The sequence below is a fragment of the Aquirufa sp. TARAVU-A1A genome (assembly GCF_054558675.1).
In genome coordinates this window covers 106,431-123,282 of record NZ_JBPXKP010000007.1, presented here as the reverse complement: position 1 = coordinate 123,282, position 16,852 = coordinate 106,431, and the positions used below count along the sequence as shown (strand labels likewise).

Here is a 16,852-nt window from a genome sequence, read left to right as displayed (position 1 = left end):
AGTCGTTTGAGCGGTAACGCTGCCGGGGTCTGCGACCCCGGCAGCGTTTACCCTACATCTCCTTCTTTAAAAATCTTCCTGTCTCACTCCCCCTCACCTTACAAATCTCCTCAGGTGTTCCCGATGCCACTAATTTACCCCCGGCATTACCTCCTTCAGGCCCCATATCAATCACATAATCGGATACTTTAACCACATCCAAATTATGCTCGATAATCAAGACCGTATTTCCCTTATCCACCAACTTCTGCAAAACATCCAATAACAACTTGACATCCTGAAAATGTAAACCGGTCGTCGGCTCATCCAATACATATAAGGTCTTACCTGTATCTTTTTTGGACAGTTCCTCGGCCAACTTCACCCGTTGAGCCTCTCCACCAGACAAAGTCGTGGCATGCTGGCCTAAGGTAATATAACCCAATCCAACTTCCGCTAAAGTTTGAACTCGGCGATGAATGCGAGGTTGGTGTTCAAAAAACTCCAATGCCAGCTCCACCGTCATATCCAAGACATCTGAAATTGACTTCCCTTTAAAACGAACTTCCAAGGTCTCCCGATTAAATCGTTTGCCCTTACACGTTTCACACTCGACCAAAACATCTGGCAAAAACTCCATCTCAATCTTCTTCCGACCCGCACCTTCACAATCCTCACAACGACCACCTTTCACATTAAAACTAAATCGGCCAGCTTTATAACCCCGAATCTTCGATTCCGGCAACTCGCAATACAAGGCACGAATATCCGTGTACATATTTGTGTAGGTAGCTGGATTCGAACGTGGCGTGCGGCCAATCGGCGACTGATCTACCTCAATAATCTTATCGATATGTTCTAAACCCGTAATCGATTTGAACGGCAACGGATCTCTTTTCGAGCGATCAAAGTGTTGCTTCAATTTCAACACCAAGGTATCATGTATCAAAGTCGATTTACCAGATCCCGAAACCCCAGTCACCGTAATGAATTTACCTAGCGGAAACGAGACAGAAACACCCTTTAAATTATTCCCAGATGCTCCTTTTAATTCGATCGTGTGGCCATTGCCAGAACGACGAACTGCCGGCGCTTTAATCGCCAAAGTGCCATTCAAAAACTGTGCAGTAGGCGTACCTAATTTCACAAACTCCGCTGGCATCCCAGACCCAATCACCTGCCCGCCATGTCGGCCAGCACCCGGTCCAATATCTAAAATATAATCCGACTCCAGCATCATATCCTTATCATGCTCGACGACCAATACCGAATTGCCTAAATCGCGCAAATCCTTTAAGGCCTGAATCAACTTCTCATTATCCCGCTGATGCAATCCAATCGAAGGCTCATCCATGATGTAAAGTACGCCAACCAATTGCGTTCCGATTTGAGTCGCTAACCGAATTCGTTGGGATTCCCCACCTGACAATGTCTTCATCGGTCGGTCCAACGTCAAATAAGTCAAACCGATTTGGGTCAAAAAAGAAACACGTTTCCGAATCTCTTTCAACACCTCAGCCCCAATTTGTAATTGACGTTCCGAGATGCGCGAATCCACATCTTCTAGCCAAAGCGAAAGCTCGGCGATATCCATTTGGGCTAATTCCCCAATATGCTTCCCGTCGATCTTAAAATGCAATGCCTCTTTTTTCAAACGATAGCCCTTGCACTCCGGACATGTTTTTATGACTAAAAAATCCCTTAACCAATCTTGCGTTTTCTCAGACCCACTCTCCTGCTGACGCTTTAAGAAATTAATAATTCCATCGTATTTTGAATTCCAGTCGGAACCCACATATTTCTTCGAAGGCACCGGAACTGGTTCATCCGTACCATACAGCATCACCTCAACCGCCTCTCTTGGGAACTTGGCAATCGGCGTAGACAAACTCACCTGATAAGGCTTAAGCAACACCTCCAACTGCTTAAAAATCCACAATTCTCGGTATTCACCGATCGGGGCAATGGCCCCGCGTAAAATACTTAAGGATGTATCTGGTATAACAGACTCCTCCGTAATCTCTTCGACAACACCTAGTCCAGAACAGCAAGGACAAGCACCATAAGGACTGTTAAAAGAAAAGGTATTTGGCGCAGGTTCATCGTAAGACAAACCCGTCTTAGGATCCATTAAAGTTTGCGAAAAGTAATGCAGCTTATCCGCAGCATCCAAAACAAAAACTTGCCCTTTCCCCACATTCATGGCTGTTTGTAAGCTCTGTGACAAACGTACCCGCTCATCTTCCGTAATCACTAAGCGATCGACAACCACCTCGATATCATGCACCTTAAATCGGTCTAACTGCATTTTGGGCTCGATATCCAACACTTCACCATCCACACGCACTTTGGTATATCCCCATTTGGCAATTTGAACAAACAATTCGCGGTAATGACCTTTGCGACCTTTTACGACAGGAGCTAGCAAAACAACTTTCCCGTTGGCAAATTGAGACAATAAAGTTCCGATGATTTGGTCGACCGACTGCTTAACCATTTTTTCGCCACTCAAATACGAGTAAGCCTCCGAGGCACGCGCATAGAGCAAGCGTAAGAAATCATAAATTTCAGTCACAGTACCCAGCGTGGATCGTGGATTTTTGGAAGTCGTTTTTTGCTCAATAGAAATCACCGGAGATAAGCCTTCAATCTTATCCACATCCGGACGCTCCATATTACCCAAAAACGAACGGGCATACGCAGAAAAACTTTCCATGTAGCGACGCTGCCCTTCGGCATAAATCGTATCAAATGCCAAAGAAGACTTCCCGGAACCCGAAATACCCGTCACGACAACCAATTGATTCCGAGGAATGGAAACATCAATATTTTTCAAATTGTGCTCCCGAGCACCCAATACCTCAATATGTGAAAAACCCGTTAAGTCCATGCCTTTTCCTTAAAATTCAATCCATAAAGGTACAAAAAAAGAGGCTGCCCTTTTCGGGGCAGCCTCAAGAAAAATGAGATTATCTTATTTGTTCAATAACTCATCAAATGTAATGCTCACATAGTACATACTTCCAACCGTTGGGTTAGCCCAACCTGTTGTATATGGTGTACCAAATAAGTTCGTAGCACCTACTTTTAAGATCGACTTCAAGCCAGATAATTTCTTGCTAACCTGCGCATCCAATGTATTAAATGCAGGGATTAAACTTTGTTGGGATTGATTAACCACTTGGTTAACAATCGATGATTGCCAAACAAATTGATCTTGGTATCTCCAAACTGCATTAACTCCCCAGCCTGAACCTCCAATGTTACGATTTCCTAAAGAAACGTTTGTCCGGTAGTTTGGTGTATTAAATGCTAATTGATAATCTGATAATCCACCATTATCTTTCACGGCATTATAAGAAACATTTGTTCCTAATGTCCAGTTTGAACCCAATTGGTAATCCAAGCCTAAGCCCCAACCATTGGTTACCACTTCATTATCCACATTAGATGGGAAAGAGAAGTAGTTCAAAGATCCTACGATAGTCGTTGAGGGTTGTGCAACAACTTGGCCCGCAGAGAAGTTTGTGAAGTTCGATTGATATACGTAAAAATCAGCTAACAAACGATCTCCTAAGAAGCCTTTGTAACCAAATTCAAAAGTATGTACTTGCTCTGGCTTCCATTCCTTCGATTGATATACTTTCCAGTTAGCTGGATTCGTAGGGCTAGCCAAGATTGATTGTATCGTGTAAGAATTACCCGATAACTTGTAACGATCTTGAACGACTGCCAAACCTCCTAATAAACGTGCTGAAGGAGTCAACAAGTTGATGTATTGATCTTGCGTTGTTGGAATACGGAAACCTGTCTGATAAGAAGCACGGAAGTTCGAACGACCTTCTGTGTAGACCCCAGACAAACGTGGGCTAAATTGACCCTCAAAGTTTTCGTTCTTATCGTAACGAATCGAACCTGTCAACTTAAATTTATCTGCGAACATTTTTTTCGCCATTTGAAGATAAGCGCCGTACTCAGAAATTGTAAATTCGCTTCCATCATCCTTCAATGCAAATAATGTACCCTCAGAATTCAACGCATATTGACGGTAATTAGCTCCCACAATCATTTCCACTTTATTATTCAATTTCTCTGTCAAATTGTACATTCCTTCTAGGTGGTACAAAGCTGACTTATCAGTAAACTTAGCACCTTGAGGTAATGCTTTCCCTTTAATCGCTTCTACAGCCGCATTGAATCCCGCAGTTCCTGGAACTAAACGTGTCGCATCAGCAACAGAACGCGCTGTTCCATGGAAGTAAGGAAAACTAGCTTGCGTACTTGCGATAGCCGTTCCAACCGCAGTTGTTGGGTTTCCTGTTTGTGCTAAGGTTGTTTGCAACACCTTCCCAAAGTTCGTCAAAGCCAAACCTGCGAACGTACTGAAGTATTCTGGATACCAAGCTGTACTAGGTTTTGCAGCTTCATTAATTAACTGTCCTAAAGTACCCGTAGCGTACGCGTCACCCGAATTTTCTTGTGTTGTATAGGCACGAACAAAAAAGTTAGAACCTTTTAACTCCGCTTTGTATTGACCCATCGAGAAGTTTTTGATTGAATAACGATCCGCTCCTGTGTACATCGCAGTACCTTGTCCATATGAAGCTTGTAAAATCATCTCAACTTTATCATTAAAACGATAATGCAATGCTGCATTAAACTTCATGTTACGGTTTGCATAAGAAGCAATATCACGCTCCGCATAACCTTGACGAGAAATTGCAACGTTCGGAACAATGTATCCCAAAATCGTCGAAGGCGTTAATAAACCACCTGTAGCTGCTGAAATCTGGTTAATACCAGCTGTCAACGGGTTAGATGGCACGGATAATAAAGGTTTCAGAGAAGACAACATATTCACGTTCGTCTCGTCACCATACGTACTAACACCATTGTAAGCTAAATTAGTAGTACGGTCACCCGCTCCTAAACTTGTTCCATTCAATAAACTCTGATCACGTGAATCCGTTGCTTGCCAATCTTCTGCACTTGATGTATTGAAGTTGATCTTGTAAGCCCACTTATTATTGATTGCTTTTGCATAACGAAATGAAATATCGCTGTATGGAGTCAAAGCCTCTGTACGATTTCCCGCGTACATCGCTCCAGCTTTCACTTGTGCACTTAAACCTTGGTATAAGAAGGGTGATTTTGAATTCATCAAAATGATACCGTTCATCGCATTTGGACCATATAAAGCTGACGCTGCTCCTGGCAATACCTCAACGCCTTCTAAGTCTAGTTCTGAAATACCTACGATATTACCTACCGAGAAGTTCAAACCTGGCGCTTGGTTATCCATGCCGTCAATCAACTGAACAACACGAACGTTTCCATTGCTATTAAAACCGCGCATACTGATGGAAGAGAAATTCACCGACTGTGTACTCACCTCAATGCCTTTCATGTTACGCAATGCATCATAAAAGTTGATTGATGGTGTTTCACGAATCGAACGCAAATCCATTTTCTCTACAGAAACGGGGGATTGCATAACGGATTCTTCAATACGTGAAGCCGAAACAACAACGTCTTGACCTAAGGTAGATTGCTCTTTCAAATCGATAGAAATATCCGATTTTGCAGACTTAACCGCGATTTCTTGACGCTCATAGCCTACCATCGAAACCGAAATTGTGAATGGAACTGGAGTTGATGTAGTGAATGCAAAATGTCCATTTGCATCGGTAATTGTACCAATTACCTTGCCCTTAACCGATACACTTACCCCGATTAATGGTTCTTTTGAAGCCGCATCCTTAATCGTTCCCCCAACTTTAGTTTGTGCAACCGCAGCAAACGCAAGTAAAAAGACAACCGTAAAAACCGGCAAGATTTGAGTAAAAAGTTTTTTCATAAATGTGATTGTTTGAAGTTTCTGTTAACGTTTTATACACTTCTAGAACAAAGCTAAACAAGAATTAAGAAATAGCCCAATGTTTGATATTAAAAATATACCAATTTTTCCGAAAATATTTTAATTATCCACAAATCTTAAGCTCCAAACAAAGCAAAATACTTCCTTAACGACATAATTCTTAGTAGCTTTGACCAATTATTTTAACCATGCAGCAAACACGCATATTCTTATTCAGCCTTCTAATGCTCTGTATCACAGTAGCTTGCAAGACTCAAGAGCCGGCACGATTATCGATTGCCTGGAAAGAAAGCCCAGTTCCTGCGGACATTGACTACAGCTCTCCTTCAACTTGGGCTGCTTTACCCGACCGAAAAGACGCAGCAGATGCCATCCCTCCAAAATCGGATTTAATGGATGAGCAAGCGCAGGCAACAGCCGACGTATTTTTTGTACACCCAACAATTTACACCTACGTTCCCAACACCCCCTATCAGTGGAATGCAAACATTCAAGATCAATACCTCAACCATAAAGTAGATTCCTCTACCATATTAAATCAGGCTTCTATTTTTAACGCAGCAGGACGCGTATTTGCCCCCCGCTACCGGCAAGCACATTATTATGCATTTGTCACTCCGAATAAGGCCGACAAAGATGCCGCATTACAATTGGCCTATTCAGACGTCAAAAAAGCCTTCGAATATTACCTAGCCCACTACAACCATGATCGGCCATTTATCATTGCTTCCCACAGTCAAGGTACAATTCATGCAACTCAACTCATCAAGGAATATATCGATGGGAAACCCCTGAAAAAACAATTTGTAGCCGCGTATTTAATCGGAATTGCCACGCCTAAAAATACATTCCAACAAATCGAACCATGCAAAAACGCAGACCAAACAGGATGTTTTGTCGCATGGACGACTTTCCAACAAGGATATTTACCTCCTTGGCACCCAGGAAAACCCACTGAATTGGTTTCTACAAATCCTTTGACATGGACACTTGACGAAAACTTCGCGCCGAAAGAGCTTAATGAAGGCGGGGTCTCATACGGTTTTAAATGGGTTAAACACTTTGCTGATGCTCAAAATCATCAGGGGATCCTTTGGATCCATACCCCATATGTTTTTGGAAGGTCTTTTGTTCGAATCAAAAATTGGCATCAAGCCGATATGAATTTATTTTATGCTCCCATCCGAAATAATGCTAAAAATCGCGTTTCGGCTTTTCTAAAAGCAACTCATTAATATGCAAAATACATACCTAATTATCATGGCTGGTGGCATCGGTACACGATTTTGGCCAATCAGTCGGAGCGCAAACCCCAAACAATTTCACGACGTACTTGGGGTAGGTAAAACTATGTTGCAACAAACCGCCGAACGATTTGAAGGTATTATTCCTCAAGAGAATATTTATGTGGTAACCAGTGAAGAATTTGCGGGTATTGTGAAAGAGCAAATGCCCTTCTTAAGCGATGAACAAATCTTACAAGAACCCCAACGAAAAAATACGGCACCTTGTATCGCTTATGCCGCTTACAAAATTGGCAAAAAGAATCCCAATGCCACCCTCATCGTGGCACCTGCTGACCATGTCATCATCAAAGAAATCGCCTTTCAAAACAACATAAGAACAGCGATTGAAACGGCAAAAGATGATGTATTAGTCACCTTAGGCATTCTCCCTACCCGGCCAGATACGGGATATGGCTATATCCAATTCCAACCAGGTGAATCGATGGCAAAAACGGTTAAAACCTTCACTGAAAAACCGCACCTTGAACTTGCCGAAGCATTTCTTGAAAGTGGTGATTACGTTTGGAATGCAGGTTTATTTGTCTTTAAAATCCCCGTATTCAAAAAAGAACTAGAAAAACACCTATCTCGGTTAGCGGAACAATTTGAAGAAGGAGAAGAATTCTATTATACCCCAGATGAACAAGATTTCATCCGAAAAGTCTATGCCGTTTGTAAAAGTATTTCCATCGACAATGGTATTATGGAAAAAGCACAGATTGTCAAAGTCATCCTCGCAGATATTGGTTGGTCTGACCTAGGGACCTGGAAATCGCTTTATGAAATCCATGATAAAGATGCGAACGGGAACGTTATTGATGGAAACGTCATGGTATACGATACGCAAAACTGCATCATCAAAACGCCAAGCGAAAAATTAGTAGTGATTCAAGGCTTACAGAACTTCATTGTTGCCGAGCATGAAAATGCTTTGATGATCTGCCCACAAGATCAAGAACAAGAGGTGAAAAAATTTGTTGAGGCAGCCACGTATTTGAACCCAAAATTCTCTTAAGCATTCGCTAAATCAATCAGCGCTTGAAAATCCGGTATTATCTGGATACTTGCAGGTACCTGACGTTCAGGCTGTAAAATTTGATAGCCTGTCAATAATACTTGAGCATTGGGAAGATCCTTTGCCATCTGAGCCACATAAGCATCGATAAGCTCCACATTGGGCTCTGAAGTAAACACACTGAAAATATAATCCGGCTGGTGAATTTCATAAGCCAACAGCAATTCTTCATAAGGCAAAGATTGCCCCAGATAAACCACAGAATGCTTGCGGGCTCGAAAGACATAATTCGCAAACAACAAGCCTATTTCATGCAATTCCCCTTCCGGCAAATACAATAGAAATTTTTTGGCATCAGGCTTCAAACTCAAATCCTGCGCGTCAATACTAGCAACCAGTTTTTGACGAATCAAATGACTTATAAAATGCTCCTGCGCTGGACCGACAGACCCCGACAACCATAAGGTACCAAGTCGGCGCATAAAAGGGTAAATCACATTTAGCATGTAACTCTCAAAGCCGTGGGCCTGAATCATATTTTTGGTCAACAACTGAAATTTGGCTTCATCCAAATCCATCATCGCCAATGTCAAGGCTTGTATTTGATCCGGGAAATCGAATTGACTTTCCGATAAATGTAAAATATGCGTGGCCATTTCAGCCTCCGACATATTTGCGATGGCTGAAATTTTAAATCCTCCTTTATCTTGAAGTAATGCGATATTTAAGACACGCTTTAATTCTTCGTCCGTATAAGTCCGAATATTTGTTTCCGTCCTTCTTGGTGTCAGAATGCCATAACGCTGTTCCCAAATGCGCAGTGTATGCGCTTTGATTCCGCTTAAATTTTCTAAATCCTTAATTGAATAAATGGCCATTCCACGCATCTGTATACTAGGCTAACGATTCTTAACAGAAAATGTTTAAGAAAAGATTTGTAATAAAATCCAATGACCCAAAAAGAAGCAAAATTGTAAAACCGCGATTAACCTAAATAGACTTGATTTCGTCGATAAACCCGCTGTATTATATACCCAATGGAAAAAGAAACTGGCCAACCACCATGCACCAAAATTTTGAACTGGCACGGAATTTCCCGCCCATTGCCAGAAATCATAATGCATCGCTACGGGCTCAATTAATAAATCCAAGGCTGTCATCAGCCCTGCACCCAAAGCCGCTTGCCCAATTCGCCCAGCAATATTCCATTCCGCTACAACCGCATTCGTCGCGATAACTAAAATGACCCAATTCAATCCAATCGTAACCGGAACTTGCATAACCTGAACACCCAAGGTCTTACCATAGGCATAGGATCCAAATATTTGACCTGTTCTTACGCCTACAACCTCTAGCATCCAACCAGCGAACGCTAAAGCAAATAGCATCACATAGGCGTTCTTATTCGGGTTAGGATAATAAATCACACATATAAATGCTGTAAACCAAAGTGTCAAAGGCACCAAGGATGTAAAAAGAGCAGATGTTTCTGGAATATGCATGCCAAACAATCCAGCTGCATACACCACGATTAAAAAACGTTTTAAAAATTGAGGATTCATATGTTAAATTTTTACCAGCCCACAGGCTTATGCAATTCGATGCCATCTTTCCCCAATAGTTGCATGGGCAATTGGCATTCGATTAATTTTTCTTTTGTAATCAATTGACTTGAACGTGCCTCTTCCTCCAGGGTGTCATTTTCTCGCAACGGAGGGAATAACATCACCACCGATTTGTCTGCAAAACTTTCATTAACCGCCTCAACACATGGCGTAAAGTCGGTATCTCCCGTTACCACAAAAGCCACATCATAAGCATCCAAATGCGCATCCATCAACAAATGGGTTGCTAGATTAACATCGGTCATTTTCTCGGTAGGCGTCACCCATTTGTGATTGCAATGGTAGCACTCAATGGTTTTGTTATGGTAGGAGCCATAGATTAAATCTACCCCTGATAAAGCGAGCGCTTCTAAATAAGTGGCTTGGCGGGCTTCTTTCGCTTCATCATGGGTTAATCGTGAGGTAAAAAACTTCACCGCAACCAATTCCTGATTCGGATCTAAAAAACTTTCCATGAGTTTTTTGACATCCAACCATTTGCAAAATTTCAATCCAGCATCCACCATACCAAAGTATAGGTTAGAGCCATCAATGTAGGCGATTACACGCTGCTTGGATTCGTTCATACCCAAAAATAAAAAAAAGTCCTGGCATTATACCAGGACTTCTCAAATGAAACGGGCGGATGATGGGACTCGAACCCACGACCAAGCGCACCACAAACGCCTACTCTAACCAACTGAGCTACAACCGCCATTTAGGACTGCAAAAATACAGAAAGCTTGCAATATTGCAAACCTTAACACAAAAAAAGCGGGAGATTTTTTCAAATCCCCCACAATAAATTATTTCTGAGCAGCTACGTAACGTGCCTCAGCCTTATTCCAGTCAATCACACTCCAGAATGCATCGATGTAATCTGGGCGCTTGTTTTGGAACTTCAAGTAATAGGCATGCTCCCAAACGTCTAATCCAATTACTGGAAAACCTTTCACATCAGCCACATCCATTAAAGGATTGTCTTGGTTGGGTGTAGAAGAAACAGCAATTGAACCATCTTTTTGAGCAACTAACCAAGCCCAGCCTGATCCGAAACGAGTAAGACCTGCCTTTTTAAATTCTTCTTTAAATGCGTCAAATGATCCAAATTTTGCATCAATCGCCTTTGCCAACGTACCTACTGGAGAACCGCCGCCGTTTGGAGATAAAATATTCCAAAACAAATCGTGGTTATAATGACCGCCGCCATTATTTCTTACAGCTGGAGACAAAGTAGAAATTGTTGAAAACAATTCCTCCAAAGACTTACCTGCCAACGGTGTATCATTTACCGCAGCATTCAAGTTCGTCACATAAGCATTGTGGTGGCGATCATGGTGGATCTCCATCGTTAATGCATCAAAATGTGGTTCCAATGCGTTATTCGCATAAGGTAAGGGTGCTAATTCAAAAGCCATATCTATATAATTAAAATTGTGAATGATAATCCGAATCCATTAAACACGTCAAGCAAACTTTTTGTTCGTTAAACTATCGCTTACGTGAAAAAAACTCTTTCAACAACGCCTCTGATTCCTCCGCTAAAACACCCCCAACAATATCGGTTTTGGGATGTAATACCTTCGGACCCAAGGCGCGAAAACCCCGCTTTTCCTCTGAGGCTCCAAAAACCAATCGGCCCAACTGAGACCAATACAACGCCCCCGCGCACATCAAACAAGGCTCAAGCGTCACATACAAGGTGCAATCTTTTAGGTATTTCCCACCAATCGTCTGTGCAGCTGAAGTAATCGCCAGCATTTCTGCATGCGCAGTCACATCCGTTAGTATCTCCGTTTGATTGAACGCCTTAGCAACGATTTTGCCCTGGCAAACAACCACCGCTCCCACAGGTATTTCGTCTTCCTCCAAAGCTTGCTCGGCTTGTCGGAGTGCTAAACCCATGTAATATGCATCCTCATTCAAGACCATTAGGCAGGCATTTGAATGACACGATTACGTAAATAAAAATCCAATAGCACGATCGCTGCCATGGCTTCAACAATCGGAACCGCACGCGGCACGACACATGGATCATGACGTCCTTTTCCCGAAACCGTAATCTGCTCGCCCTTCTCATTCAAACTCGTTTGATCTTGCATGATCGTGGCAACTGGTTTAAATCCCACACGAAAGTAAATGGGCTCTCCGTTTGAAATACCGCCTTGAATCCCTCCCGAATGATTCGTCAAGGTTTTTAACGTTCCATCCGGACGCTTTTCAAACAAATCATTATGCTGGGACCCACGTAAAGCAACGCCATCAAATCCACTTCCATACTCAAAGCCTTTTACAGCATTAATACTCAACATCGCCTTGCCTAATTCCGCGTGCAACTTATCAAATACCGGCTCACCTAAACCCACGGGACAACCCGTGATGTAAGCTGAAACAACGCCACCAACCGAGTCCCCTTCTTTCCGAATTTCATCAATGTAAGTAAACATCTTTTCTGCGAGAACAGGATCAGGACAACGTACCGCATTCGTTTCGGTCAAACTTAAATCCAATGCCTCAACCGGGGTTTCTAATTTCAGCGTACCTACTTGTGAAACATAAGCTGTAATTTTTACTCCCAATTGATTCAAAACCAATTTGGCTAATGCTCCTGCCGCGACACGGGCAACAGTTTCGCGCGCCGAAGAGCGTCCTCCACCACGGTAATCCCGAAGTCCGTATTTTGCGAAATACGTATAATCAGCATGTGAAGGGCGAAATTGATCCGCGATATGCGAATAATCTTTCGAACGCTGGTCGCCATTCCATACCAACATCGCGATAGGTGTACCTGTAGTCTTTCCTTCAAAAACACCAGAAACCACTTCCACGGAATCCGCCTCTTTACGCTGCGTGGTGATACGTGATTGACCCGGTTTTCTGCGATCAAGTTCCGACTGAATAAATTCCAAATCAAAATTTACGCCCGAAGGACAACCTTGAATAACAACTCCCACCGCCGCACCATGTGATTCGCCGAATGTACTAATTTGAAAAATCTTACCGTATATACTACTCATAATCCTATTTTGAAGCCCTCCAATATAGGAAGACAATGAACCCAAACATGACAATCAACACAAAATTAACCAATTGTCGCCAGTTGACCCAGCGATCCCATCGTACATCTAAACTATCCTGCTTTTCAATCGACTCATAAATCCCGCCCTTTTCAAGCGATGTATCCAATTTTCGATCTCTTGGCTGGCCTTTGACAGTTAAGACTAATTTGGAGCGTAAGGTATCAAAACGAGCCTTATCTACATTAAAATAAACCCAACTGAAATAATTGGCTAATGCAAATTTACCTGCTTGCTCCGGAATAATACGTACCAAGTCAGATTTATTCCCAAACATTTGATCTCGGTAAGGGAAAACGCTTCGTTCGGTAGACAAAAGATTGAAACTCAAGAAATAATCGGACGCGACGGCCTTATTATCCCACAATATACTATTCCCATCTCCAATGACTTTAGAACGATAGGTAACTCGTTCTCCCGTTTGAGCAATCGACTTATCTATTTCCTCCACCAACGTATAGCGACCTACTGGAACTTTACCAGAAAGCACATGCTTAGGCATTGGTTTAGGTTGAATAATGAAGGACGGGGAATTTAAAATTAATGGCGTCTTCTCCTTGGACTTTCCTTTTTGCAATACGCGGAAACGAATAGATGGAATTTGAATTTTATGCGCATCCAAGGGAAAATAGGATGCTTGAAAGAAGCGATATTCCGTATATTTTTTCCCTCGAAAACTTACTTGTAAGACACGCTCTACTTGTAAATTGAAATTCTCTTCCCAACAATTATGCGGCCTAATTTGCTGTATTAAGGCAGGAATTTGAATATCATTTCGATCAAAACTTAATTCCAGCGTATTATTTGAAGGGACATACAATGACATCGTCAACGTAAACGATTGTCCTACAAAAGGATGCGCCACATCAGAGCGTACAAGAAAAAAGGGTTTGTTATTTGCGAGATCGACTGTTGCTGGAACTTGAATTTCATTAGGTAAATCATCCGTCTTTTCTACGCCGGGAACCACTTGAATCACAAAAGGTTCGATCTTAAAAATCTGCTTATTTACCTCCAATTCTAACAAGGGAACGAGTACAGTCCCGCTAGCATTTGGCTGATAATATTGTGTAAATGTCAAGGTCTGCACTACCTGCTCATTTTCGAAATTGGATGCCTTGCTCCTACTCACGCCGAGTTTTCGGAATCCATTAATCTCGGGAAAACGATAATTGGGTAATTGCTCGGATGCAGTAATTGAAAACTGAAGACTGAATTGATCTATGGTGGCAATGGATTTCGGTCCTGTTTGAACAACAATATTTTCCTTGGTCTGACCCAATAATTGTTCCGAGGGCAAGAAAAGCCCAGCGAACAAAATCGTTAAAAAGGATAAAATATACCGCATCCCCGCAATTTACACAATTATCGGTTTTAAGCACAATCACCAAAGTCGCATTCGAAAAGAAATCCCTAAGGCCACATACCAAGCATCACTCGAGCGAAGACTCTTTCCCGCTGACACGTCAGCTTTCACATGATCCGTAACATAATAGGCCAGACCGCCATCAATCCAGGTATCCGTAAATTGAGTCTCCGGAAATCGGCCAAAAACCTCCGCATAAGCATATCCACGTTTACCGATATTCACATTAGGTGCAATTCGATAAATTCCTTCCACAGCTCCATCTGAATAATATTCTGCCCCAAAATTATAGCCTATACCCCAAGGCCCTCCTAAGGAGTTCTGAAAAGTCAAAATGGTTTCCCCAACAGAATGCGGCAATGGATTAAGTTCTGATTGATCTCGGCGATCTTGATTTAAATGGTACTGTACAATGATAGCCGTCCGGGGAAGAGCACCTCGCTCTTTGAACAAATGAGATTTAAACCCAAAAGATTCCGTAAATACGCCTTTACTAGGCTCATGTAATAACGTGTATCGTAATTCGACGAGCGGATGAATCCCTATTTTCAATAAACTCGTGGGTAAAAGGTATTGAATCGATCCAGCATCATTAGCCCGATTAAAACCAATTTCTGCCTGAAAATAACCTTTCTTGACGATGAATGGACATTCCGTTTGATCTGGACGATCTGTCTCAATCCGACCGCTTTGTTGGGCATGCAGCACATACCCCCAAAACAAAAAAATGATAAGTCCGTAACGCATGTTACGAAATTATCACTTTTTAGGCTAATCTAAAATTTATTTTTTGCGCCCAAAAGAAAAGCCAAGCGCTCCATAGATCTCTCCAAACCATATACTTTGTTCAGCATGGTCCCCACTTTGGCCGGTCGTATGCACGTCCCACAAATTCGTATACCCGCCTTTTGCTGTAGCTTCAAAAAACAATAGCTTGGTTAAATTCAAACGCAAACCTGTTTTTAGGGATGCTCCTGCACCAGCTAAATTCCAATAATTATTTCGTCCGAGCGTAAACAATCGTACATCTGAGCGAGGAACAACGAAACCTACACCTACACCTTGCATCCACTCCAATTCCAATTTCCCTATGCCCGGATTCCATAAAGGTGTGTAATGCTCTAATTCTACAGAGGCATAATTAAAGCCATCCGTGTGTTCGTATTGCAAAAAATCCTTCGATGCAATCGTGAAGGGGGTATTGCTATAATTTCCCACATAGGCAGGATTGATCGTAAACGAAGGATTTGAAACTTGGGGCGAAATCATCCCGGTAATGTGCGAAGCTTGATCAGGAACCATGACGTATTTCATATGATCCCAACCTAGGCTGATCGATAAATTGTCTTTAATAAAATAGCCCGCATGCAAGTTAAACTGCGGGATAGAGAACAAGTTCGGATTAAAATAGGTCGTAAAACCATCGAAAGGTGTAGGCGCATCAGCCGCTACGACATTATCCAACGTGAAATCATACCCAGGACCCGTAAAATGAATATCAGAAGTGGGATAATCGGACCGATTATAGCCCCAAAATGCGTAAAATGAACCCTTTCGACCCTCGTGTTGCGCTTGCGCAAAGAATGAAAAACAACTAAAAAGTAATATATAAAACTTAGACATTCGTTGAAGAATTTTGAAAAAGTAAAATTGCAAATATTTTTAGGGATTAAACTGATAAAATGCTGATTTTGGTCAGAATTTTAAAAGCATTTGGAAATATTTCAATAACATTGGCGTAAATTGCATGTCCAATTATTGCCATTAAGTATTGAATACCATTGAAACATAAGCCATCAAGGCCTTGATCAACATGAGAAAAGCAACACCCAAATTTGAATACAAAACCTTCACCTTAGGCGAAGCCTTAACGGAGGAGCAAAAAGAATACTTCCAGAAGTATGGTGTTATTCAATTTAAAAACTTCATCTCAAACGAAACTGCTGAGCTTTTCATCGCTGAGTTAGCTAAAATTGAGGCTAATTGGTTAGCTGAAGGGGTCGAGAAAATCAATGGCATTCCCCTGAAATTCGGAAAAGATCCCGAAGGAAAAGACATGATACAACGCATGTGTTTCACCAATAAATACAGCGACGTTCTAGCAGAATTCCTGAAAGATCCCCGCTTTGAATTGCTCTTAGAATTATTAGGCCCCTATGACGGACGCATCGGTGCGGATGAAAAAGACGGCCTTGTATTTAACCATTATGTAAACCAGCCGAATTCGAAATTCACTCAAATGGGCTGGCATACTGACTCCCCACGCGATTTGTTTTTAGGACAAAAAATCCTTCCTATGTTAAACGTAGGTATTCACTTAGACAAATGCCCTTCTTCAAACGGCGGGTTGCGCGTATTGCCTGGCACACAGAATCAGAGTATTTTGAAATTGTTATTCGGGAAAAAACAATTCATCGATCACCGACCAGACCCGCGCGAAGCAGCATTTGAAATCGACCGCGGTGACTTAACCATCCACGATGGTCGCTTGTGGCATCGTGTCGAGGTATCTCCGAATTTTGGCGAAAAATCGAGACGCCGTGTTATGTATGTGCCCATCATCACGGGTAAATACAAACCCAAATCAGCCAACAGCAAAACACCATTCTACCACCGATTTGCGAAGGTGGTTACGAAATAAAAAAAG

14 protein-coding genes and 1 tRNA gene are annotated in these 16,852 nt (G+C 42.1%); 3 read left to right on the top strand and 12 right to left on the bottom strand.

From position 1 onward, the window contains the following. Window positions 1-52 precede the first annotated feature (52 nt). Both uvrA and V7S75_RS10595 read right to left on the bottom strand, forming a co-directional pair. The gene (gene uvrA, locus V7S75_RS10600) at window positions 53-2,869 is read right to left on the bottom strand and encodes an excinuclease ABC subunit UvrA (protein WP_459513752.1); all 2,817 of its coding nucleotides are present in this window, start codon (window positions 2,867-2,869) and stop codon (window positions 53-55) included. 84 nt (window positions 2,870-2,953) lie between these two features. Beyond that, on the bottom strand, window positions 2,954-5,836 hold the full coding sequence (locus tag V7S75_RS10595; protein WP_459513750.1) for a TonB-dependent receptor: 2,883 nt from the start codon (window positions 5,834-5,836) through the stop codon (window positions 2,954-2,956). A 209-nt stretch (window positions 5,837-6,045) separates the two neighbouring features. Between V7S75_RS10595 and V7S75_RS10590 the strand changes: the two genes are divergently transcribed. Both V7S75_RS10590 and V7S75_RS10585 read left to right on the top strand, forming a co-directional pair. Then, on the top strand, window positions 6,046-7,092 hold the full coding sequence (locus tag V7S75_RS10590) for a DUF3089 domain-containing protein (RefSeq protein WP_459513748.1): 1,047 nt from the start codon (window positions 6,046-6,048) through the stop codon (window positions 7,090-7,092). Window position 7,093: 1 nt separating this feature from the next. Continuing rightward, the gene (locus V7S75_RS10585) at window positions 7,094-8,158 is read left to right on the top strand and encodes a mannose-1-phosphate guanylyltransferase (RefSeq protein ID WP_459513746.1); all 1,065 of its coding nucleotides are present in this window, start codon (window positions 7,094-7,096) and stop codon (window positions 8,156-8,158) included. Here V7S75_RS10585 and V7S75_RS10580 read toward each other — a convergent pair. From V7S75_RS10580 to V7S75_RS10535, 10 genes are all read right to left on the bottom strand, one after another. Continuing rightward, on the bottom strand, window positions 8,155-9,036 hold the full coding sequence (locus V7S75_RS10580; protein WP_459513744.1) for a MerR family transcriptional regulator: 882 nt from the start codon (window positions 9,034-9,036) through the stop codon (window positions 8,155-8,157). The two genes, V7S75_RS10585 and V7S75_RS10580, sit on opposite strands and share 4 nt — an antisense overlap. Before the next feature lie 45 nt (window positions 9,037-9,081). Further along, window positions 9,082-9,720, bottom strand: coding sequence for a carotenoid biosynthesis protein (locus tag V7S75_RS10575; RefSeq protein WP_459513742.1), 639 nt, complete (start codon window positions 9,718-9,720; stop codon window positions 9,082-9,084). Window positions 9,721-9,731: 11 nt separating this feature from the next. Then, window positions 9,732-10,349: an NYN domain-containing protein gene (locus V7S75_RS10570; protein ID WP_459513740.1), complete on the bottom strand. Its 618-nt coding sequence runs from the start codon at window positions 10,347-10,349 to the stop codon at window positions 9,732-9,734. A 54-nt stretch (window positions 10,350-10,403) separates the two neighbouring features. Continuing rightward, window positions 10,404-10,477 (bottom strand) — tRNA-His (locus V7S75_RS10565). 91 nt (window positions 10,478-10,568) lie between these two features. Then, the gene (locus tag V7S75_RS10560; RefSeq protein WP_459513738.1) at window positions 10,569-11,180 is read right to left on the bottom strand and encodes a superoxide dismutase; all 612 of its coding nucleotides are present in this window, start codon (window positions 11,178-11,180) and stop codon (window positions 10,569-10,571) included. Between the two features lie 73 nt (window positions 11,181-11,253). Further along, window positions 11,254-11,694, bottom strand: coding sequence for a nucleoside deaminase (locus V7S75_RS10555; RefSeq protein WP_459513736.1), 441 nt, complete (start codon window positions 11,692-11,694; stop codon window positions 11,254-11,256). After that, window positions 11,694-12,779, bottom strand: a complete 1,086-nt coding sequence (gene aroC, locus V7S75_RS10550; protein WP_459513734.1) for a chorismate synthase — start codon at window positions 12,777-12,779, stop codon at window positions 11,694-11,696. Before aroC ends, V7S75_RS10555 begins: the two co-directional genes overlap by 1 nt. 4 nt (window positions 12,780-12,783) lie before the next feature. Beyond that, window positions 12,784-14,187 (bottom strand): BatD family protein, encoded by a 1,404-nt coding sequence (locus V7S75_RS10545; RefSeq protein WP_459513732.1) that lies wholly within the window; start codon window positions 14,185-14,187, stop codon window positions 12,784-12,786. A 36-nt stretch (window positions 14,188-14,223) separates the two neighbouring features. Then, window positions 14,224-14,952 (bottom strand): transporter, encoded by a 729-nt coding sequence (locus tag V7S75_RS10540; protein WP_459513730.1) that lies wholly within the window; start codon window positions 14,950-14,952, stop codon window positions 14,224-14,226. A 36-nt stretch (window positions 14,953-14,988) separates the two neighbouring features. Continuing rightward, on the bottom strand, window positions 14,989-15,828 hold the full coding sequence (locus V7S75_RS10535) for a hypothetical protein (RefSeq protein ID WP_459513728.1): 840 nt from the start codon (window positions 15,826-15,828) through the stop codon (window positions 14,989-14,991). Window positions 15,829-16,018: 190 nt separating this feature from the next. Between V7S75_RS10535 and V7S75_RS10530 the strand changes: the two genes are divergently transcribed. Then, window positions 16,019-16,846 (top strand): phytanoyl-CoA dioxygenase family protein, encoded by an 828-nt coding sequence (locus V7S75_RS10530; protein ID WP_459513727.1) that lies wholly within the window; start codon window positions 16,019-16,021, stop codon window positions 16,844-16,846. Window positions 16,847-16,852 lie beyond the last annotated feature (6 nt).